The sequence below is a fragment of the Actinomycetospora sp. NBRC 106378 genome (assembly GCF_030269685.1).
Taxonomy (GTDB): domain Bacteria; phylum Actinomycetota; class Actinomycetes; order Mycobacteriales; family Pseudonocardiaceae; genus Actinomycetospora.
Genome location: NZ_BSTT01000019.1, coordinates 1 through 19,256 on the forward strand (window position 1 = coordinate 1; position 19,256 = coordinate 19,256).

Sequence of the window (19,256 nt, forward strand, 5' to 3'; positions counted from 1 at the left end):
CTGACCCGCAAGCTCAACAGCGCCGCCCGCTTCAGCTACGGCGGAGTGCTCCTGCGACTCGACAGCCGCTTCGCCGGCCTCAGTGTCGGCCTGGTCCGAGACCGCACCCGCCTGCACGTCTACTACGGCTCCAGCCGCCTGGCGACCTTCCAGCTCGGCGTCCACCACCCCCACCCCACCCGCTGACTGTCCACCATGTCCCCGGCACAACCTGTCCACCATGTCCCGGGTATTGACAGGTCCGGAGGGGGTGGGCGGAGCCTGATGGGCGACGCCTCGTCAGCACGACGCGCACTCCGGGAGTCGTGATGCGCGCGCCCGCGCGTCAGCACGCTCCCTCGGCCGGTCAGCCGCTGCGCTCGGAGTCGTCGTCCTTGTTCTCGCCGCGCCGCTTGAGGAACGAGAAGCCGGGGATGCCGTCGATGGCGTTGCGGAGATCCTTCGTGACCTCCAGCAGCTCGTTGAGGTCCGGTCCGACGCGGTCGAGGGTCTCCAGGATCGGCAGGATGTCGGTGGACATGTGGTGCGCGAGGGCCGGGAGCTCGTCGACGAGCTTGATGGCCGCGTCGATCTCCTCGGGTGCGAGGTCGTCGACGAAGCGCTGCGAGAGCGGCGCGGCCTTCTCGAGCATCGGGCGGTAGAGGTCGAGCAGCTCCCGGGCGTGGCGGCTGGTGTCCCCGGCCGACGCCATCACCTCGTCGGCGCCGCTGGTGATGGTGCGGGCCTGGTCGACGACCTCGTTGGCGCCGGTGGTGATGGTCCGGGCCTGGTCGACGACCTCGTTGGCGCCCGACGTGATGTCTCGCGCCGAGCTGACGACCTCGTTCGCCCCGGTGGTGATCTCGCGGGCCTGGTCGACCACCTCGTTCGCCCCGCTCGTGATGGTGCGGGCCTGGTCGACGACCTCGTTGGCGCCGGTCGTGATGGTGCGGGCCTGGTCGACGACCTCGTTGGCGCCGGTCGTGATGGTGCGGGCCTGGTCGACCACCTCGTTCGCCCCGCTCGTGATGGTGCGGGCCTGGTCGACGACCTCGTTGGCGCCGGTCGTGATGGTGCGGGCCTGGTCGACGACCTCGTTCGCGCCGGTGGTGATCTCGCGCGCCGAGCCGACGACCTCGTTGGCGCCGGCGGTGATCTCCCGCGCCGAGCCGACCACCTCGTTCGCGCCGGTGGTGATCGTCCGGGCCTCGCCGATGACGTTCTCGATCTCCCCCACGATGCCGTCGGCCCGGTCGAGCAGGCCGTCGACGCGGGTGGCGATCCCGTCCAGGCGCCCCACGAGCCGGGTCACCTCGGTGAGCAGCTCCCCGACCTGCTCGGGCAACCGCGCCCCCACGGCGGCGACCTCCGCGGTGAAGGAGAGCGCCTCGGACGGGGTGGGCACGGCCAGCGGACCGAGACGCACGAGCGGCATGACCTCAGTGTTCCCCGTGCGATCAGGGACCAGCGGTACCGATTCCGGGGACACCACGAAGGGGCGTTCCTGCCACTGGACGCCGGCAACGACGCTTTCCTGCCACGAGCGGGGGTCAGCGGCCCGACAGCAACAGCAGCGCGTACGCCGCGATCGACTGCGCGTCGGTGATCTCGCCGGCGCGCACCATGTCCTCGAACTCGGTGCGGCGCACCCAGGCGGCGCGCATGTCGGCCTCGGTGTCCTCCCGGTCGGGCTCGCCGGCGTCGAGATCGGTCGCGAGGAACGCACGGCCGCGCTGCGAGGAGAGCCCGGGCGCCACGTCGAGGAGGCCGAGCGGGTGCCAGGAGCGGGCGGTCAGCCCCGTCTCCTCCCGCAGCTCCCGGGCGGCGAGCTCGGCCGGGTCCATCGTCGCGCGGTCGGGTGCGGTGCCCTGCGGGAACTCCCAGCGGCGCAGGCCGATCGGGTAGCGGAACTGCTCGACCAGCATCATCGAGTCGCCCTCGAGCGCGATCACCAGCGCGTAGTGCGGCTTGTCGACGACGCCGTAGATGCCCCGGCCGCCGTCGGGACGGACGAAGGTGTCCTCCCGGATCGTCATCCAGGGGTTGGCGTAGATCTCGCGGGAACTGGTGGTCTCCACACCCCGCGATGATCCACGAAGCGCGTCTGGAACCCTCGGGGCCGTGCGTCTCGTCATCGCCCGCTGCACGGTCGACTACGCGGGTCGGCTCACCGCGCACCTGCCCAGCGCGACCCGGCTCCTGCTCGTCAAGGCCGACGGTTCGGTCAGCGTCCACGCCGACGACCGCGCCTACAAGCCGCTGAACTGGATGAGTCCGCCCTGCTGGCTCACCGAGGAACCGGGCACGTGGATCGTCCGGAACAAGGCGGACGAGACGCTGACGATCACCCTCGAGGAGATCCAGCACGACTCGACCCATGAGCTCGGGGTCGACCCCGGCCTGGTCAAGGACGGCGTCGAGGCCCACCTGCAGGAGTTGCTGGCCGAGCACGTCCACACCCTCGGCGACGGGTGGAGCCTCGTCCGCCGCGAGTTCCCGACCGCGATCGGCCCGGTCGACCTCCTCTGCCGCGATCACGACGGCGGGTCGGTGGCGGTGGAGATCAAGCGGCGCGGCGAGATCGACGGCGTCGAGCAGCTCACCCGCTACCTCGAGCTGCTCAACCGCGACCCGCTGCTCGCCCCGGTGCAGGGCATCTTCGCCGCCCAGCAGATCAAGCCCCAGGCACGCGTGCTCGCGACCGACCGCGGCATCCGCTGCGTCACGCTGGACTACGACGCCCTGCGCGGCATCGAGTCCGACGAGTTCCGCCTCTTCTGACCTCGTGCGCCTCCCTCCGATCCGCCGCACGCCCAAGCGGCAGGTCCTGCCCGCCGAGGTGGGCGGGGAGTGCGTCTTCTGCGCGATCGTCGCCGGGCGCGCGGAGAGCAGCCCCCTTCATGACGACGGGGCGGGGCCGGTCGCGTTCCTCGACCTGCAGCCCGCGGTCGAGGGCCACACGCTCGTCGTCCCGCGCCGGCACGTGGTCGACCTCGCGGGGCTGACGCCCGAGGAGGGCGCGGCAATGTGGGAGCTCGGCCGCCACGTCGCCGCGGCCGTCCGGACGGCCGGGCTCGCCGACGGCGTCAACCTCTTCCTCGCCGACGGTGCGACAGCCGGCCAGGAGGTGTGGCACGTCCACCTGCACGTGCTGCCCCGCACGCCGGGCAGCGTCCTGCGCCTCGACGCCGCGCGCCCGGCCGAGCGGTCGGCGCTGGATGTCACGGCCGCCCGTCTGCGGGACGCCCTCGGCCACGCAAGATCCTGACGGGCGGAGCGACGTGCTCGCTCAGCGAGCACGTCGCGCGGCGGAAGAAGTTCTTGCCGAGTGCTCGGGCCCGCCGGCCAGGCCGAGGCCCGTGGCCTGCGCCCCGACGGACCGGACGGCGCGGCCCGACCGGTCCGTGCGCCCTCCGTCCCGACCCGGCTCCGTGACGCACTCGCCGAACAGGTGTACCGCCGAGTAACGTCCGGCTCATGACGAGCACGGCAGCGCGGCCCGAAGCGATCACCGACCCGTCGTCGGAGAAGACCTTCGACTCCCTGGACCCGCGGGACGGATCCGTGATCGCGACCCACCCGGTCCAGGGTCCCGACGAGGTCAGGGCCGTCGTCGACCGCGCCCGACGCGCGGCGCAGTGGTGGGCCGACCTCGGCTTCGACGGCCGCCGGGAGCGGCTCGGCGCGTGGCGCAAGCTGCTGATCGAGCGCACCGACGAGCTCGCGGAGCTCGTGAGCCGGGAGACCGGCAAGCCGCTCGACGACTCCCGGCTCGAGGTCGTCCTCGTCATCGACCACCTGCACTGGGCCGGCAAGCACGCCAAGGCCGCGCTGGGCCGCAAGCGCTTCGAGGCCGGCGCGCTGATGGTGAACCACCGGGCGACCATCGAGTACCGCCCGCTGGGCGTCATCGGGGTGCTCGGGCCGTGGAACTACCCGGTCTTCACCCCCATGGGGTCGATCGGTTACGCGCTCGCGGCCGGCAACGCCGTCGTCTTCAAGCCCAGCGAGCTGACCCCGACCGTGGGGAAGTGGCTGGTCGACTCGTTCGCCGAGGTGCTGCACCGCACCGACGGCTACGGCGAGGGCCTCTTCTCGCTGGTCACCGGCGAGGGCGAGACGGGCGCGGCGCTGTGTCGCGCCGGCGTCGACAAGGTGGCGTTCACCGGGTCGACGGCGACGGCGAAGAAGGTCATGGCGACCTGCGCGGAGACGCTCACGCCGATCCTCGTCGAGTGCGGCGGCAAGGACGCGCTGCTCGTCGACCACGACGCCGACCTCGACGACGCCGCGGCCGCCGCGGTGTGGGGCGCGATGTCGAACGCCGGGCAGACCTGCATCGGCGTCGAGCGCGTCTACGTGGTCGAGGAGGTCGCCGAGGCGTTCCTCGACAAGGTGGCCCAGCGCGCCGCCAAGCTGCACCCGGGCGGCGACGCGCGGTCGGTCTACGGGCCGATCACGATGCCGAGCCAGCTCGACGTCATCGCCGGTCAGATCGACGACGCGTTGTCGAAGGGCGGCCGGGCCGTCCTCGGTGGCCGCGAATCGGTCCGGGCGCCCTACGTCGACCCGGTGGTGCTCGCCGACGTCCCGGAGGACTCGACGGCGGTCACCGAGGAGACGTTCGGCCCGACCGTCGTGATCAACCGGGTCCGCGACATCGACGAGGCCGTCGAGCGGGCCAACGCCTCGAAGTACGGGCTGGGCGGGTCGGTGTTCGCGAAGAAGCGCGGCTACGAGATCGCCCGGAAGCTGCGGGTCGGCATGGTGTCGGTGAACGGGGTCATCGCGTTCGCGGCGATGCCGTCGCTGCCCTTCGGCGGCGTGGGCGACTCGGGCTTCGGGCGCATCCACGGGCGCGACGGGCTGCGGGAGTTCACGCGGGCCCTGGCGGTCTCCGAGCGGCGCTTCAAGAGCATCAACGTCATGACGTTCGAGCGGCCCGGCTGGGTGGTCAAGCTGCTGTCGGTGCTGGCGGGCGTCATCTACCGACGGAACCGGTAAAGCGCGCGGAGGGGTGCGTCACGTGCCTGGTCGGGGAGTAGGGCCCGGGCCGCTGACGTGCCACGATCGCCGCAATCAGCACTGTCGCCGACGAAGGGACGAGTAGTGGCGCGCGAGTTCGCCCGGGTGGGTGTGGTCGGTCTCGGCACGATGGGGGCCGGCATCGTCGAGGTGTTCGCACGAGCGGGCATCGAGGTGGTCGCGGTCGAGGTGAGCGAGGCCGCCGCCGCCCACGGCAAGGAGAACATCGAGTCCTCCACCGCGCGTGCCGTCTCCCGCGGGAAGCTCGCCGAGGACGACCGGGCCGCCCTGCTCGAGCGGGTGCGGGTCACCACCGACATGGCCGACCTCGCGGACGTCGCCCTCGTCGTCGAGGCCGTGCCGGAGCGCCTGGAGCTCAAGAGCGACGTGTTCGCCGCGCTGGACAAGGTCTGCGCGGCCGACACGATCTACGCCTCGAACACCTCCTCGCTGTCGATCACCGAGCTGTCGGTGCGCACCCAGCGGCCGAGCAAGGTCGTCGGGATGCACTTCTTCAACCCGGCGCCCGTGCAGCCGCTGGTGGAGCTGGTGCGCACGGTCGTGACCGAGCCCGACGTCGTCGACGACGTCCGCGCGCTGGCCGAGCGTCTCGGCAAGTCGCCGGTGGTCTGCGGTGACCGCGCCGGCTTCATCGCCAACCAGCTGCTGTTCACGTACCTCAACCAGGCCGTGGGCATGTTCGAGTCGCACTACGCGGGCCGCGAGGACCTCGACGCCGCGATGAAGTTCGGCTGCGGCTACCCGATGGGCCCGCTGGCGCTGATGGACCTCATCGGCCTCGACACCGCCTACGAGATCCTCGAGGAGATGTACCGGCAGTCGCGCAACCAGCGCCACGCGCCGGCGCCGATCCTCAAGCAGATGATCACGGCGGGTCTGCTCGGCCGGAAGACCGGCCGCGGCTTCTACACCTACGCCGAGCCGGGCTCGGGCACCGTCGTCCCCGACCACCTGACCCCGCCGCCCCCCGGCGCCGACGACGCCGAGCTGCGCCCGATCTCGCGGGTCGGTGTGGTCGGCACGGGCACGATGGCGACCGGCATCGCCGAGGTCTTCGCGAAGGCCGGCTACGACGTCGTTGTGCGCGGGCGCTCGGAGTCCAAGGGCGAGGGCGCGATCGCGGCGGTGCGCAAGTCGCTGGAGAAGGCCGTCGTCAAGGGCAAGATGACCGAGGACGCGCGCGACGAGACGCTCGGGCGCATCTCCACCACGGTCGACTTCTCCGGCCTGGCCGAGTGCGACATCGTCGTCGAGGCGATCGCCGAGGACCTCGAGGTCAAGCAGGCGGCGTTCTCCGCGCTCGACGAGGTCTGCAAGCCCGGGACGATCCTCGCGACCACCACGTCGTCGCTCCCGGTCGTCGAGTGCGCCGCCGCGACCTCGCGCCCGGCCGACGTCATCGGCATGCACTTCTTCAACCCGGCCGCCGTCATGAAGCTGGTGGAGATCGTCTCGCCGATCACCACCGCGCCGGACGTCACCGCGACCGTGCGCGACCTCTGCGCGCGGATCAAGAAGGCGCCGGTGCTCTGCGGGGACCGCGCGGGCTTCATCGTCAACGCGCTGCTCTTCCCGTACCTGAACGACTCGGTGGCGATGCTCGACGCGCACTACGCGACCGTCGACGACATCGACTCGGCCATGAAGAACGGCTGTGGCCTGCCGATGGGGCCGTTCGCCCTGCTCGACGTCGTGGGCCTGGACGTCTCGCTCGCCATCGAGCGGTCGCTCTACCAGGAGTTCCGCGTGCCCGGCTTCGCGCCGACGCCGCTGCTGGAGCACCTCGTGACGGCGGGTCGGCTCGGACGCAAGACCGGGCACGGGTTCCGGGACTACCGGTGAGCACAGGTGAGCACTAATCCGTGCCAGAGCACGGATTAGTGCTCACGAGGCGAAGCCACATGGCCAGACGAAACCGACGGGCAGCGAGCGGGGAACCCCGCCCGCTGTTCGGTGGTGCCCTCTCCAACGTCGAGCGCGGCGGGCGGCGCTGGGCGGTCCGCCGCGTCGCCGGGTCGGGGGCGACGAAGGTCTACCGCTGCCCGGGCTGCAACCAGGAGATCTTCCCGGGTACGGCGCACGTCGTGACCTGGCCGGTCGACGAGATCGGGGGCGGCGACGAGCGCCGGCACTGGCACTCGGGCTGCTGGGCCCGTGGCTGAGCCCCGGGTCCGCCTCGTCGGCCGCGTGCTGCTGGGCCTCTTCCTGACGGCCGCGGGGGTCACCCACCTCGGCCCGCTGCGGGTGGAGTTCCGCGGGCAGGTGCCGTCGTGGTTCCCGGTCGACGCGGACCTGGTGGTGCTGGTCTCCGGGGTCGTCGAGATCGTGCTCGGCCTCGCGGTGCTCCTGCTGCGTTCCCGACGGCGGGTGGTGGGGGTCGTCGTCGCGCTCTTCCTCGTCGCGGTCTTCCCCGGCAACCTGTGGCAGTACCTGGACGGCGTGCCCGCGTTCGGACTGGACGACGACGGCGCCCGGCTCACGCGCCTGTTCTTCCAGCCCCTGCTGATCCTCTGGGCGCTGTGGGCGACGGGCGTGTGGCCGCCGGTCCGGGCGCGTCAGCCCGTCGCCGCGTCCCCGTAGGCGACGACCGACAGGAAGCGGATCGGGAGCTCGACCAGCTCGCGGGGGCCGTGCGCGCCCTCGCCGTCGAGCTGCAGCGCGTCACCCGGGTGCATCGAGTACGAGGCGTCGCCGTGCCCGTAGACCATCGCGCCCTCGAGCATGAACAGCAGCTCGGTGCCGGGGTGCTGGAAGAGCGGGAACTCCTCGCTGCGCTCGGTGAGCGTCACGAGGTGGGCCTCCATGCGCTTGTGCGGGCCGCGCAGGGCGCCGAGGAGCGTGTAGTCGTGGCCGACCCGCGTGCCGCGCGCGACGATCCGGGCGCCGCCGCCGGCCGGGGTGAACACGGCCTCGCGCGGACCCTCCGCGTCGCGGAACAGGGCGGTCACCGGCACGTCGAGGGCCGTCGCCAGCCGGGCCACCGTCGTGAGCGAGCAGGAGATCTGGGCGTGCTCGATCTTCGACAGCATCGCCTTCGACAGCCCGGTCCGCGCCGCCAGCTCCGACAGCGTCCACCCGGCGTCGGCCCGCATGCGCCGCACCTGGGTGCCGATGGCGCGCTCGAGGCGACCCTCCCCGTCGTCGGGAACGTCGACCTCGCGGGCTGCGGGGCCCTCCTCGATGGTCGAGCTCCGCTGCGCTGCGTCTCCCGCGTCGAGCGTCACCGCATCTGCCCCGCGCCGACGTAGGGGTGGGGGCTCGTGAGCAGGTCGCCCTCGGCGAAGCGGGAGAGCCGGAAGTCCGACGCGGGCGTCGCGGCGACGGAGCTCTCCCCGTCGACCACGAGGTCGGCCACCAGCCGCCCGACCTCCGGCGAGATCTTGAACCCGTGCCCGGAGAACCCGGCGGCCACGACGAGCCCGTCGAGGCCGTCCACGCGGGAGATGACCGGGTTGAAGTCCGGCGTCACGTCGTAGCACCCGGCGTAGGTGGAGGCGATCGAGGCGTCGACCAGCCCGGGGAAGCGCGTCCCCACCTTCTCGACGGCGGTGTCGAGGGCCTCCGGGGTCGCCTGGTTCGAGTACCGGTCGGGGTCGGCGGGCTCGAGCGTGGCGAGGTCGGAGTTGCCGACCAGCAGCTCAGCCGACACCCCCTCGTAGCGGACGTACTGCAGCGAGACGAGGTCGGAGAACACGGGCACCTCGCCGAGGTCCTGCCCGGGGTCGACCAGCACGAGCGCCTCGCGGTGCACCGTGATCGGCAGCTCGACCCCGTGTTCGGCGAGCAGCGGCACCGACCACGGGCCGGCCGCGAGCACCACGGCGTCGGCCTCGAGGACCTCGCCGTCGGAGCAGCGGACGCCCGTGACCCGCCCGTCCGTGACGACGAGCCCGGTCACCAGGGTGCCCTGGCGCAGGTGCGCCCCCGCCCGTCGGGCGGCACCGGCGAAGCCCTGGGCGGTGCGGTACGCGTCGCCGTAGCCCCCGCGCTCCTCCCACGCGAAGGCCGCGAACGGCTCCAGGTCGGCGACCGGCCAGAGCTTCGCGACCTCGGAGTGGTCGATGTCCTCGGTGCGCACGCCCACGGCGCGCTGGTCGGCCATCGAGGCGTGCAGCGCGGCGACGTTCTGCGGGCCGACGCCGACCACGTAGCCGATGCCGAAGAACCCGACGTCGGCGCCGAGCACGTCCTCGGCGTGCTCGAACGTCTCCAGCGACCGTGTCGCCATCGCGGCGAGCGAGGAGACGCCGTAGTGGCACCGGACGACGCCGGAGGACTTCCCGGTGCCGCCGGAGCCGACGGTGGCGCGCTCCACGATCGTGACGTCGGTGATGCCGCGCCGGGTGAGCGCGTACGCGGCGGCGCAGCCCTCCAGGCCGCCTCCGACGACGATGACCTCAGGCATGGTGTCCACTTCCTCGGGTCGAGCTCCGCTGCGCTGCGTCTCCCGTTCCCGGAATCCAGTCGGTGCCCGCCAGGGGTACCCGGGCCATCGCCGCCGCCTCGACGGTCAGGGCGACGAGGTCCTCGGGCTCCAGGTGGCGCAGGTGCGCCTTGCCGCAGGCGCGGGCGATGGTCTGCGCCTCCATCGTCAGGACCCGCAGGTAGTTGGCGAGGCGGCGCCCGCCCTCGACCGGGTCGAGGCGGGCCGCCAGCTCCGGGTCCTGCGTGGTGATGCCGGCCGGGTCGCGGCCGTCCTGGAAGTCGTCGTAGGAACCGGCGGCGGAGCCCAGCGCCTCGTACTCCGCGGCGTAGCGCGGGGAGTTGTCGCCGAGGGCGATGAGGGCGGCCGTGCCGATCGCCACCGCGTCCGCACCGAGGGCCATGGCCTTCGCGACGTCGGCGCCCGAGCGGATGCCGCCGGACACGATCAGCTGGACGCCGTGCCGGTGCAGGCCCAGCTCCTGCAGGGCCCGCGCCGCCTGCGGGATCGCGGCGAGGGTGGGGATGCCGACGTGCTCGATGAACACGTCCTGCGTGGCGGCGGTGCCGCCCTGCATGCCGTCCACGACGACGACGTCCGCGCCGGCGGCGACCGCGAGCTTGACGTCGTAGTAGGTGCGGGTGGCGCCGACCTTGACGTAGACCGGCTTCTCCCAGTCGGTGATCTCGCGCAGTTCGAGGATCTTGATCGCGAGGTCGTCCGGCCCCGTCCAGTCCGGGTGGCGACAGGCGCTGCGCTGGTCGATGCCGGCGGGCAGCGTGCGCATCCCGGCGACCCGGTCGGAGATCTTCTGGCCGAGCAGCATCCCGCCGCCGCCGGGCTTCGCGCCCTGCCCGAGGACGACCTCGATGGCGTCGGCCTTGCGCAGGTCGGCGGGGTTCATGCCGTAGCGCGACGGCAGGTACTGGTAGACGAGGTGCTTGGACTCGCCCCGCTCCTCGGGGGTCATGCCGCCGTCGCCCGTCGTCGTGCTGGTGCCGACCTCCGAGGCGCCGCGCCCGAGTGCCTCCTTGGCCTGCGCGGACAGGGCGCCGAAGCTCATCCCGGCGATCGTCACCGGGGTCTGCAGGTGGAGCGGGTAGCGCGCGTTGCGGTCGCCGAGGACGACGTCGGTGTCGCAGCGCTCGCGGTAGCCCTCGAGCGGGTAGCGGGACATGGAGGCGCCGAGGAAGAGCAGGTCGTCGAAGTGCGGGACGGCGCGCTTGGCGCCCCAGCCGCGGATGTCGTACACCCCGGTCTCGGCGGCGCGCTGGATCTCGGCGATGACGTCGCGGCCGAACGTGGCGGATTCTCTGGGCATCAGTAGCGGCCCTGCCCGGGCTGGAAGTGGTAGAGCTGCCGGGCGGAGCCGTAACGGCGGAAGTCGGCGACGTCGTGGTCCAGCCCCGCGGCGGCCAGCAGTTCGGCCAGCTCCGCGCGGTGCTCGTCGCGCAGCTCCTTCTCGACGCAGTCCGCGCCGAGCTCGCCGACGCGGCCGCGGACGTAGAGCCGGGCCTCGTAGATCGAGTCGCCGAGCCCGTCGCCCGCGTCGCCGCACACGACCATCCGCCCGGCCTGCGCCATGAACGCGCTCATCGGGCCGACGGACCCGCCGACGACGATGTCCACGCCCTTCATCGAGATGCCGCACCGCATGGAGGCGGAGCCCTCGATGACGAGCAGCCCGCCGTGCGCGGTGGCCCCGGCCGACTGGGAGGCGTCCCCGGCGATCCGGACCGTCCCCGACATCATGTTCTCGGCCAGCCCGGTCCCGGCGTTGCCGTGGACGGTGACCGTGCCGCCGTCGTTCATGCCGGCGCAGTAGTAGCCGACGTGCCCGCGGACCTCGACCGCGATCCCGCTGTCGATCCCGGCGGCCACCGCGTGGGCGCCGTCGGGGTGGAGCACCTCGTAGCTCTTGACGCTCGGGTCGTGGAGCTCGGCGTTGAGGGCGCGGACCGTGGTGTTCGCCAGGTCGAAGCTCAGCGACTCCATGCGTAGACCCTCCCGGGCTCCGGCTCGTAGAGGCGGGCGTGCTCGATGCCGGGCAGCGGCGCGAGCGCGCGGAACTCCGACGCCATCGCCACCCACGCGTCGGTCTCGGCGATCACCGCGGGCTTGCAGGCGATCGGGTCGCGGACCACGGCGAACCCGTCCGCGCTGGTCACGAGCAGCGTGTAGAAGCCGTCGAAGGTCTCGCGCAGGGCCAGCAGGGCCTTCTCCAGGTCCTCGCCCTGCGCGAGCCGGGAGGCGACGAACCGGGCGCCGACCTCGGAGTCGTTCTCCGAGTCGAACACGACGCCCTGGCGGACGAGCTCGCGGCGGATCGAGGCGTGGTTGGAGAACGAGCCGTTGTGCACCAGGCACTGGTCGGGACCGACCGAGAACGGGTGGCAGCCCTCCGGCGTCACCGCGGACTCGGTCGCCATCCGGGTGTGGGCGAGGCCCTGCCAGCCGACCGCGTCGGCCAGGCCGTAGGTCGTGGCGAGGTCCCGCGGGTGGCCGACGCCCTTGTAGACGGTGAGGTCGTGGCCGGACCCGACCACCCTCGCCGTCGGGAAGAGGGCCTTCACCCGGGCGACGAGGTCCTCGGGGGAGACGGGCGCGGCGACGATCGCGGTGTCGCCCGCGGTGCTCACGTGCGCGTCGAGGGCGCTCGTGTCCGCGCCGGGCGGCAGGAGGACGGACACGGCGGCGTGACCCGCGGGGACGCGGCGCCGGTCGCCGTACACCGCCACGCCCGCCGAGTCGGGGCCGCGTTCGACGACCCCGCACAACATCGACTCCAGCAGGCGCCCGAGCTGCGGGTGCAGCCCCGGGTCGCGCAGGTGGAGCCCGACGATCCCGCACATGGATTCTCCTAGAAGGCCGTGAGGTAGCGGTCGTGCTCCCAGGAGCCGACGGTGCCGTGCCAGTCGAGGAACTCCGCGCGCTTGAGGTCGGCGAAGTAGTCCGCCACGCCCGGTCCGGCGGCGTCGAGGGCCGTCCCGACGACGGGGTCGGCCTGGAGGGCCTCCACCGCGTGCAGCAGCGTCGGGGGCAGCTCGGGCCGGTCCTCGGCGCTGTCGGGCTCGAGGCCCCGGTCGATGCCGTCGAGACCGGCGGCCAGGGCGACGGCGAGCGCGAGGTAGGGGTTGGCCGCGCCGTCGCCGCCGCGCAGCTCGACCCGGTGGCCGTCGGGGACGCGGACGAGGTGGGTGCGGTCGTTGCCGCCCCAGGTCGCGCGGCGGGGCGACCAGGTGGCGCCGGAGCGGGTCGAGGTGGCGCCGGTGCGCTTGTAGGAGTTCACCGTCGGCGCCAGGACCGCCTGCATCCCGGGCGCGTGCTCGAGCAGCCCGGCGAGGAAGCGGTAGGCGAGGTCGGAGAGGCCGTGGCCCCGGCCGTCGGCGTCGTCGGGGAAGCGGGAGGACCCGTCGGACCAGAGGCTCAGGTGCAGGTGCATCCCGGAGCCGGTGCGGTCGGCGAACGGCTTGGGCATGAAGGTCGCCGTCATCCCGCGCTGTTCGGCGAGCATGGAGATCAGGTACCGGGCGGTGATCACGCGGTCGGCCGTGGTGAGCGCGTCGGCGTAGGCGAAGTTCTGCTCGAACTGGCCGTTCGCGTCCTCGTGGTCGTTCGCGTAGTTGCCCCAGCCGAGGGCGTTCATCGCGGTGGAGACGGCCGTGAGGTGGTCGTACATCCGGGTCAGCCCGCGGGCGTCATAGCAGGGGCGGATGCCGTCGTCGAGGGTGTCGGCGGGGCGGAGCGTGCCCTGCTCGTCGCGCGTGACCAGGAAGTACTCCACCTCGGCGCCGGCCATCAGCTCGAGCCCGGCGGCCTTCGCGAGCATCGCCTTGAGCAGGACCCGCGGGGCGTACGGCCAGGGGCGGCCCTCGACGTGCGGGTCGCAGTGGACGAGGGCGAGGCCCTCGCGGATCCAGGGCAGCGGGGTGTAGCTGGCGACGTCGGGGATCGCGATGAGGTCCGGATCGCACGGCTGCTGCCCGATCGCGCCGACCGCGTAACCGGCGAACCCGACGCCGGAGTGCTCCAGCTCGTCGGCGCTCTCGACGGGGACGAGCTTCGCGCAGGGCTTGCCGGTGAGGTCGACGAACAGGGCGAGGAGGAACCGGACGCGGTCCGCCCGGGCCCGGTCCGCGAGGCTCGCCGGGGCGCCCAGGTCGGCGGGGGACCCGTCGGTCCGGGGCTCGGTGACGGTCATGGGGGCTCCTCGGCGGATCGACGATCTCTCGCTGAGAAACAGCGTCTCTCAGTAGGAGACCATCGTGGTTGCCGGAATGTAAAGCCCACGCCGTCGCCGCGGCGAGCCGCGGCGCCCGCCGTTCGCGAGGGTCACGTAGGGCAGGTTCGGGCGGCCGCGGCCCTGCCTGGTGTGCACCTCGCGGCGCGCCGCGGCGCCCGCCCGACGATGCGGCGTCCCTGCCACTGGATGACAGCAACGACGCTTTCCTGCCACGCAGGGCAGGGGCGGGGCCTACGTCGAGGTGGTCTCGTAGTCCCGGCGGGCCGTGTGGTTGTCGGCGGCGACGGCCGGCGTCGGGACCGGGGTGGTCGCGTCGTCCGGCGTCTCGTCCGGGAACGCATCGAGGCTGGGCAGGTCGTCGAGGGCCTCGCGCAGGGTGGCGAGCTGGTTCGTCACGCGGGCGCGCAGGCGACGGATCTCCGCCACCTCGCCGTCGGCCTCGCGCAGCCGGCGACGGGCCTCCTCGGAGGCGTCGCGCAGCTGCTTCTCCGCGCGGGAGCGGGCGTCGGCCTCGGAGCGGGCGAGCACGCGCATCGACTCGGTGCGCCGGGAGGCCATCGCGATCTCGAAGTCCTCCTCGACCTGCGCGCGGCGGGCCCGGGACTCCTCGTCGAGCCGGCGGCGCTCGTTCTCGGCCTCGGTACGGATGCGGGCGGCGTCGGCGCGGGCGGAGTCCATGAGCGCGCGGTGCTCGTCCTCCATCTCCGTGCGGCGCCGGTCGTTGTCGGCGAGCCCGGCGTCGTGGCGGGTGCGCGTCTCGGCCGCGACCGCCTCGGCGGCCTCCTGGGTCTCCTGCGCCTGACGTCGGGCCTCGTCGGTGGTGTTCCGCGCGTACTCGTCGGCGTCGGTGATCGTGCGGGTGGCCTGCTCCTCGGCCTCCGCGATCGTCCGCTCGGCCCGCTGCTCGGCGTCCTCGCGCGTGCGGCGCGCGGCCTGCTCGGCGGACGAGCGCATCTCGCGCGCCTCGTCCTGCGCCAGGCGGAGCATCCGCTGCAGCCGCTCGGACAGGCCCTCCATCGAGTCCGGCGGCGCGGCCAGGCGGTCGATCTGGGCGCGCAGCTCCTCGACGTGCGCCCGCGTCCGGTCCAACGCGCGGGCGAGCTCGGAGGCCTGCGCCACCGCGGCGTCACGGTCCGCGGTGAGGATGCGCAGGTCGGCCTCCACGCGGTCCAGGTGTTCCTCCACCTGGCCGCGGTCGTAGCCCCGACGCACGACGTCGAAGCCGGTGCCCAGAGGCAGCAGATCACGGTCTCCCGACGGCATCTGCCCAGGTTACTAGGGCTGTGCGCGACACGGCCACGGTCGGGTGACGGACACGCCGCGCCCGCCCGGATCGGTACCGGTCACACGGTCGGGTGAGTCCCGTCACCTGCACCGACGCGTCGTCGGGAAAGGCCGCCAGAAACGCACGAACGGCACTTTCGCGCACCGAGAAGCTGCGAAAGTGCCGTTCGCGTCGAACCGGTGGGGACTACTGGCCGCGGAAGCGGTTGATGCCCTCGAGGTGCCGCTCGCGCAGCTCCGGGTTCGTGACGCCCAGACCCTCCTCCGGGGCGAGGCAGAGCACGCCGACCTTGCCCTGGTGGGAGTTGTGGTGGACGTCGTTGGCCGCCTCGCCGGTCTCCTCGAGCGCGTAGCTCTTCGAGACCGTCGGGTGGATCTTGCCCTGGGCCACCAGGCGGTTCGCCAGGTAGGCCTCCTTGTAGTTCGCGAAGTGCGACCCGATGATCCGCTTGAGGTTCATCCACAGGTAGCGGTTGTCGTACTGGTGCATAAAGCCCGAGGTCGACGCACAGGTGACGATCGTGCCGCCGCGCTTGGCGACGTAGACCGACGCGCCGAAGGTCTCGCGGCCCGGGTGCTCGAAGACGATGTCGGGGTCGTCGCCGCCGGTCAGCTCACGGATCTTCGCGCCGAAGCGCTTCCACTCCCGGGGGTCCTGGGTCTCGGGGTCGGACCAGAACTTGTAGCCCTCGGCCGAGCGGTCGATGATCAGCTCGGCGCCCATCCGGCGGCAGAGCTCGGCCTTCTCCGGGGAGGAGACGACGCACACCGGGGTGGCGCCGCCGTTGAGCGCGAACTGGGTGGCGTACGAGCCCAGGCCGCCCGAGGCGCCCCAGATGAGGACGACGTCGCCCTGGGTCATGTTTGCGCCGTTGTGGCTGACCAGCTGCCGGTAGGCGGTGGAGTTGACCAGCCCGGGGGAGGCGGCCTCCTCCCAGGTCAGGTGGTCCGGCTTCGGCATGAGCTGGTTGGTCTTCACCAGCGCCATGTCGGCGAGGCCGCCGAAGTTGGTCTCGAAGCCCCAGATGCGCTGCTCGGGGTCCATCATCGTGTCGTCGTGGCCGTCGGGGCTCTCCAGCTCCACCGAGAGGCAGTGCGCGACGACCTTGTCGCCGGGCTTCCACATCTGCACGCCCGGACCGACCTTGAGCACGACGCCCGCGAGGTCGGAGCCCACCACGTGGTAGGGCAGGTCGTGGCGCTTCGCGAGGTCGGAGATCCGGCCGTAGCGCTTGAGGAAGCCGAAGGTGGACACCGGCTCGAAGATCGAGGTCCACACGGTGTTGTAGTTGATGGCGCTGGCCATGACGGCCACGAGCGCCTCGCCGGGAGCGACCTCGGGCGTCGGCACCTCGTCGAGGTGCAGCGACTTGCGCGGGTCCTTCTCCTTCGAGGACATGCCGGCGAACATGTCGGCCTCGTCGGCGTGCACCGTGATGCCCCGGTAGGACTCGGGGACGGTCATGGAGCCGATGCCGGCCAGATCGTCGGCGAGGATGGCGTCGCGGATTTGCTGCACTGGAACTTGCCTCCGGGAGGGTCGGGTGCGGTGAGGCTACCGACGAGTAGGTACGACGAGAAGGGTGACGTCGGTCAGTGGCCGGCTGCGGGCTGCACCAGCTCGACGAGGACGCCACCGGCGTCCTTCGGGTGCACGAAGTTCACGCGGGAGTCGGCGGTGCCGCGGCGGGCCTGGGAATAGAGCAGCCGGACCCCCTTCTCGCGGAGCTTCGCGGCGGTGTCCTCGACGTCGCGCACGCGGTACGCGACCTGCTGCAGGCCGGGCCCGTTGCGGCCGATGAACTTCGCGATCGTGGAGTTCTCGTTCAGCGGAGCGAGCAACTGGATCGCCGTGCCCGAGGGGTCGTCGGGGGCGTGGAGCATGGCCTCGCGGACGCCCTGCTCCTCGTTGGTCTCGGTGTGGGTGGCCTCGAGACCCAGCGTGCGGGCGTACCAGGCGATGGCCTCGTCGAGGTCCGGTACGGCGATGCCGACGTGGTCCACGGCGACGATGCCGACCGCTGCGTCCAGCTGTGCAGTCATGCTCGGGACACTAAGCGACTGAATCGAGCCGCCAAGCAGGTGACGGCCACCACCCCGACCTCGGACGGGTGACCCTGTCCCGACGGCCGGGTCCTGCCACGATCGCCGACGTGCCCGACCTGACCGACCTCGTCTCCCGCGCCCGAGAGGGCTCCCCGCGCGCCGTCGCGCAGCTCGTGTCGATGGTGGAGGACGGTGGCCCGGCCGTGCGGGAGCTCGCCGCGGCGCTGGCCCCGCACGCGGGTCACGCGCTGGTCGTGGGCCTCACCGGCTCGCCCGGGGTGGGGAAGTCGACCACCACCTCGGCGCTGGTCTCCCAGCTGCGGGGTTCCGGACGGCGGGTGGGGGTGCTCGCCGTCGACCCCAGCTCCCCGTTCTCCGGCGGCGCGCTGCTCGGCGACCGGGTGCGGATGAGCGAGCACGCCACCGACCCGGGCGTGTTCATCCGGTCGATGGCCACCCGCGGCCACCTCGGCGGGCTCTCGGCGGCGGCCCCGCAGGCGTTGCGGGTGCTCGACGCCGCCGGGTGCGACGTGGTGCTGGTCGAGACCGTGGGCGTCGGTCAGTCCGAGGTGGAGGTCGTGGCCCTCGCGGACACCACCGTCGTCCTCCTCGCGCCGGGGATGGGGGACGGCATCCAGGCGACGAAGGCGGGGATCCTCGAGATCGCCGACGTGTTCTGCGTGAACAAGGCCGACCGGGAGGGCGCGGACACCACGATCCGCGAGATCGAGAACGCCATGGCGATGGGACGGCGCGGCACCGGGCCGCAGTGGCGGGCGCCGGTCGTACGGACCGTGGCCTCGGCCGGGCGCGGCATCGACGACCTGCTCGCCGCGATCGACGCCCACCGCGCGTGGATGGCGGAGCACGGCCGGGCCGACGAGGGCCGTCGACGCCGGGCCCGGGCCGAGATCGAGGCGATCGCCCTGGCCGACCTGCGCGCGCAGCTGCGGGCGGTCTCGGGGTCGGCGGCGCTGGACTCGCTCGCCGCGGAGGTCGCGGGCGGGGACCTCGACCCGTTCACCGCCGCCGAGCGGCTGCGGTCCGCCGCGCTCGACGACCGAGGTTGACGGGGGTCGGGTGCATGATCCGCCCACGGGAGACGCAGCGCGGCGGAGCTCGACCGGGTCGGGCGGCGGGAGGGGGCGGCGATGACGTGCTGGTGGGTGGTCACGCTGATGGCGTTGGCGCAGGGGGCGGACTACGCGGGCCGGTGGCGACGGCGGCGGCGCGGTCGTGGCGCCCACCGCGGCCGGCGGGGCGCGATGCGGGAGTGGCCGGGCGGGCACCCCGGGCGGCGAGGCGTCAGCGCACGCCGACGGTGGGCAGGGCGTCGGTGAGCCACGGGATCACGATGGTGACCGTCGGGACGACGACGAGGGCCACCGCCGCGAGGTAGGTGCCGACGGCGAGCGCCCGGCCGCCGTGCACGCACGCGCGGATCCGGTCGAGCCGTTCGACCACGTCGGAGCCGTAGCCGGCCCGGCCGCTGGAGGCGAACGCGTCGAGGGCGCCCGCCATGGCGTCGTCGCCGACCCGCCGCCGACCGGCGTCGTCGGCGAGCATCTCGAGCAGCAGGGCCACGGCGTCGCGGGCCTCGCGGCTGCGCACGACCACGGGGAACGCGCGGTGCAGGGCGGTGAAGCCCTCGCGGACGAGGTCGTGCCGGGCGGCGAGGTGGGCCTGCTCGTGGGCGATGACGGCGCGCAGCTCCCGGGGGCAGAGCGTCTCCAGGGCCGCGCCGGTCACCACCACGCGGCCCTCGCGCCCGACGCGGCCGGGCACGCAGTACGCGAACGGCACGGCGCCGTCGAGCACCCGCAGGACGATGCCCGCCCGGAGCGTGCCCCCCGCGTCGAACTCCTCGGCCCGGGCCAGCAGGTCGATCATGTCGCGGTGCCGGGCCCGACGGACCCGGGTCCGCACGGCGAGCAGCACGAGCACCACCACGAGCCGCACGACGATCAGCCCCGCGAGCACCGCGGCGGCGCCGACCGCGATCGCCAGCGCGATACCGGTGCGCTCCTCGGGGTGGAGGAACACGCGCAGGAGCGCCTCCGGGGCGGCGAGGGCGCTGCCCACCGCCGCGAGGACGGCGGCGACCGCCACCGACTGCCAGAGCACGATCGCCGCGCGGGGCACGGACCGGGTCCACCGCGCCCGCGCCAGCAGGGCGGGCACGGGCCCGGCCAGCACGAGGGCGAGCCCCGTCAGCCACACCGACGCCATGACGAG

Annotated in this window: 20 protein-coding genes; 8 read left to right on the forward strand and 12 right to left on the reverse strand. The window is 73.1% G+C overall.

From position 1 onward, the window contains the following. Positions 1-186: hypothetical protein (locus QSK00_RS27360; RefSeq protein WP_285596134.1), on the forward strand; the 186-nt coding region annotated here is incomplete at its 5' end. Between the two features lie 160 nt (positions 187-346). Here the strand turns inward: QSK00_RS27360 and QSK00_RS27365 are convergent. Beyond that, entirely contained in the window at positions 347-1,414 is a 1,068-nt protein-coding gene (locus tag QSK00_RS27365) for a methyl-accepting chemotaxis protein (RefSeq protein WP_285596135.1), read from the reverse strand. A 115-nt stretch (positions 1,415-1,529) separates the two neighbouring features. Then, positions 1,530-2,057 carry an NUDIX domain-containing protein gene (locus QSK00_RS27370; protein ID WP_285596137.1) on the reverse strand — a complete coding sequence of 176 codons (528 nt, stop codon included), beginning with the start codon at positions 2,055-2,057 and terminating at the stop codon, positions 1,530-1,532. A 43-nt stretch (positions 2,058-2,100) separates the two neighbouring features. On the opposite strand from QSK00_RS27370, the gene nucS reads away from it, so the two are divergent. The 6 genes from nucS to QSK00_RS27400 all read left to right on the forward strand — a co-directional run bounded on the left by nucS (position 2,101) and on the right by QSK00_RS27400 (position 7,605). Then, a complete protein-coding gene (nucS, locus tag QSK00_RS27375; protein WP_285596138.1) occupies positions 2,101-2,760 on the forward strand; it encodes an endonuclease NucS in 660 nt (219 codons plus the stop codon). 4 nt (positions 2,761-2,764) lie between these two features. Further along, positions 2,765-3,247 carry an HIT family protein gene (locus QSK00_RS27380; protein WP_285596140.1) on the forward strand — a complete coding sequence of 161 codons (483 nt, stop codon included), beginning with the start codon at positions 2,765-2,767 and terminating at the stop codon, positions 3,245-3,247. 209 nt (positions 3,248-3,456) lie between these two features. Continuing rightward, entirely contained in the window at positions 3,457-4,983 is a 1,527-nt protein-coding gene (locus QSK00_RS27385) for an aldehyde dehydrogenase family protein (RefSeq protein ID WP_285596142.1), read from the forward strand. Positions 4,984-5,088: 105 nt separating this feature from the next. Beyond that, entirely contained in the window at positions 5,089-6,867 is a 1,779-nt protein-coding gene (locus tag QSK00_RS27390) for a 3-hydroxyacyl-CoA dehydrogenase family protein (RefSeq protein ID WP_285596144.1), read from the forward strand. A gap of 59 nt (positions 6,868-6,926) precedes the next feature. Then, on the forward strand, positions 6,927-7,187 hold the full coding sequence (locus tag QSK00_RS27395; RefSeq protein ID WP_285596146.1) for an Rv1322 family protein: 261 nt from the start codon (positions 6,927-6,929) through the stop codon (positions 7,185-7,187). Next, positions 7,180-7,605, forward strand: a complete 426-nt coding sequence (locus tag QSK00_RS27400; RefSeq protein WP_285596148.1) for a DoxX family protein — start codon at positions 7,180-7,182, stop codon at positions 7,603-7,605. Before QSK00_RS27395 ends, QSK00_RS27400 begins: the two co-directional genes overlap by 8 nt. On the opposite strand, the gene QSK00_RS27405 is transcribed toward QSK00_RS27400, so the two are convergent. The 9 genes from QSK00_RS27405 to mce form a co-directional block, all read right to left on the reverse strand. Beyond that, positions 7,581-8,249: a helix-turn-helix domain-containing protein gene (locus QSK00_RS27405; RefSeq protein ID WP_285596150.1), complete on the reverse strand. Its 669-nt coding sequence runs from the start codon at positions 8,247-8,249 to the stop codon at positions 7,581-7,583. The genes QSK00_RS27400 and QSK00_RS27405 overlap by 25 nt on opposite strands. Next, a complete protein-coding gene (locus tag QSK00_RS27410; RefSeq protein ID WP_285596152.1) occupies positions 8,246-9,430 on the reverse strand; it encodes an NAD(P)/FAD-dependent oxidoreductase in 1,185 nt (394 codons plus the stop codon). The genes QSK00_RS27405 and QSK00_RS27410 overlap by 4 nt, the downstream gene beginning before the upstream one ends. Beyond that, complete coding sequence (locus QSK00_RS27415) at positions 9,423-10,769, reverse strand: FMN-binding glutamate synthase family protein (RefSeq protein WP_285596154.1); 1,347 nt, start codon at positions 10,767-10,769, stop codon at positions 9,423-9,425. Before QSK00_RS27415 ends, QSK00_RS27410 begins: the two co-directional genes overlap by 8 nt. Then, a complete protein-coding gene (locus tag QSK00_RS27420; protein WP_285596156.1) occupies positions 10,769-11,443 on the reverse strand; it encodes a glutamate synthase in 675 nt (224 codons plus the stop codon). Before QSK00_RS27420 ends, QSK00_RS27415 begins: the two co-directional genes overlap by 1 nt. Continuing rightward, positions 11,431-12,300, reverse strand: coding sequence for a class II glutamine amidotransferase domain-containing protein (locus tag QSK00_RS27425; protein WP_285596157.1), 870 nt, complete (start codon positions 12,298-12,300; stop codon positions 11,431-11,433). The genes QSK00_RS27420 and QSK00_RS27425 overlap by 13 nt, the downstream gene beginning before the upstream one ends. Positions 12,301-12,308: 8 nt before the next feature. Continuing rightward, on the reverse strand, positions 12,309-13,649 hold the full coding sequence (glnT, locus tag QSK00_RS27430; RefSeq protein WP_285596158.1) for a type III glutamate--ammonia ligase: 1,341 nt from the start codon (positions 13,647-13,649) through the stop codon (positions 12,309-12,311). A gap of 273 nt (positions 13,650-13,922) precedes the next feature. After that, positions 13,923-14,954: a DivIVA domain-containing protein gene (locus QSK00_RS27435; RefSeq protein ID WP_285596160.1), complete on the reverse strand. Its 1,032-nt coding sequence runs from the start codon at positions 14,952-14,954 to the stop codon at positions 13,923-13,925. 208 nt (positions 14,955-15,162) lie between these two features. Then, on the reverse strand, positions 15,163-16,440 hold the full coding sequence (gene ccrA, locus QSK00_RS27440; RefSeq protein WP_285596288.1) for a crotonyl-CoA carboxylase/reductase: 1,278 nt from the start codon (positions 16,438-16,440) through the stop codon (positions 15,163-15,165). A gap of 128 nt (positions 16,441-16,568) precedes the next feature. Continuing rightward, the gene (mce, locus tag QSK00_RS27445) at positions 16,569-17,018 is read right to left on the reverse strand and encodes a methylmalonyl-CoA epimerase (RefSeq protein WP_285596162.1); all 450 of its coding nucleotides are present in this window, start codon (positions 17,016-17,018) and stop codon (positions 16,569-16,571) included. A gap of 110 nt (positions 17,019-17,128) precedes the next feature. On the opposite strand from mce, the gene meaB reads away from it, so the two are divergent. Then, positions 17,129-18,091, forward strand: a complete 963-nt coding sequence (gene meaB / locus QSK00_RS27450; RefSeq protein ID WP_502872086.1) for a methylmalonyl Co-A mutase-associated GTPase MeaB — start codon at positions 17,129-17,131, stop codon at positions 18,089-18,091. A 235-nt stretch (positions 18,092-18,326) separates the two neighbouring features. Here meaB and QSK00_RS27455 read toward each other — a convergent pair whose 3' ends face one another. Continuing rightward, positions 18,327-19,250 carry a M56 family metallopeptidase gene (locus tag QSK00_RS27455; protein WP_285596163.1) on the reverse strand — a complete coding sequence of 308 codons (924 nt, stop codon included), beginning with the start codon at positions 19,248-19,250 and terminating at the stop codon, positions 18,327-18,329. Between the last annotated feature and the right edge of the window lie 6 nt (positions 19,251-19,256).

Coding starts and splice junctions, on each gene's coding strand:
- QSK00_RS27365 (WP_285596135.1), bottom strand. CDS start 1,414: ATGCCGCTCGTGCGTCTCGGTCCGCTGGCCGTGCCCACCCCGTCCGAG.
- QSK00_RS27385 (WP_285596142.1), top strand. CDS start 3,457: ATGACGAGCACGGCAGCGCGGCCCGAAGCGATCACCGACCCGTCGTCG.
- QSK00_RS27395 (WP_285596146.1), top strand. CDS start 6,927: ATGGCCAGACGAAACCGACGGGCAGCGAGCGGGGAACCCCGCCCGCTG.
- QSK00_RS27410 (WP_285596152.1), bottom strand. CDS start 9,430: ATGCCTGAGGTCATCGTCGTCGGAGGCGGCCTGGAGGGCTGCGCCGCC.
- QSK00_RS27415 (WP_285596154.1), bottom strand. CDS start 10,769: ATGCCCAGAGAATCCGCCACGTTCGGCCGCGACGTCATCGCCGAGATC.
- QSK00_RS27420 (WP_285596156.1), bottom strand. CDS start 11,443: ATGGAGTCGCTGAGCTTCGACCTGGCGAACACCACGGTCCGCGCCCTC.
- QSK00_RS27425 (WP_285596157.1), bottom strand. CDS start 12,300: ATGTGCGGGATCGTCGGGCTCCACCTGCGCGACCCGGGGCTGCACCCG.
- glnT (WP_285596158.1), bottom strand. CDS start 13,649: ATGACCGTCACCGAGCCCCGGACCGACGGGTCCCCCGCCGACCTGGGC.
- QSK00_RS27435 (WP_285596160.1), bottom strand. CDS start 14,954: ATGCCGTCGGGAGACCGTGATCTGCTGCCTCTGGGCACCGGCTTCGAC.
- ccrA (WP_285596288.1), bottom strand. CDS start 16,440: ATGACCGTCCCCGAGTCCTACCGGGGCATCACGGTGCACGCCGACGAG.
- mce (WP_285596162.1), bottom strand. CDS start 17,018: ATGACTGCACAGCTGGACGCAGCGGTCGGCATCGTCGCCGTGGACCAC.
- QSK00_RS27455 (WP_285596163.1), bottom strand. CDS start 19,250: ATGGCGTCGGTGTGGCTGACGGGGCTCGCCCTCGTGCTGGCCGGGCCC.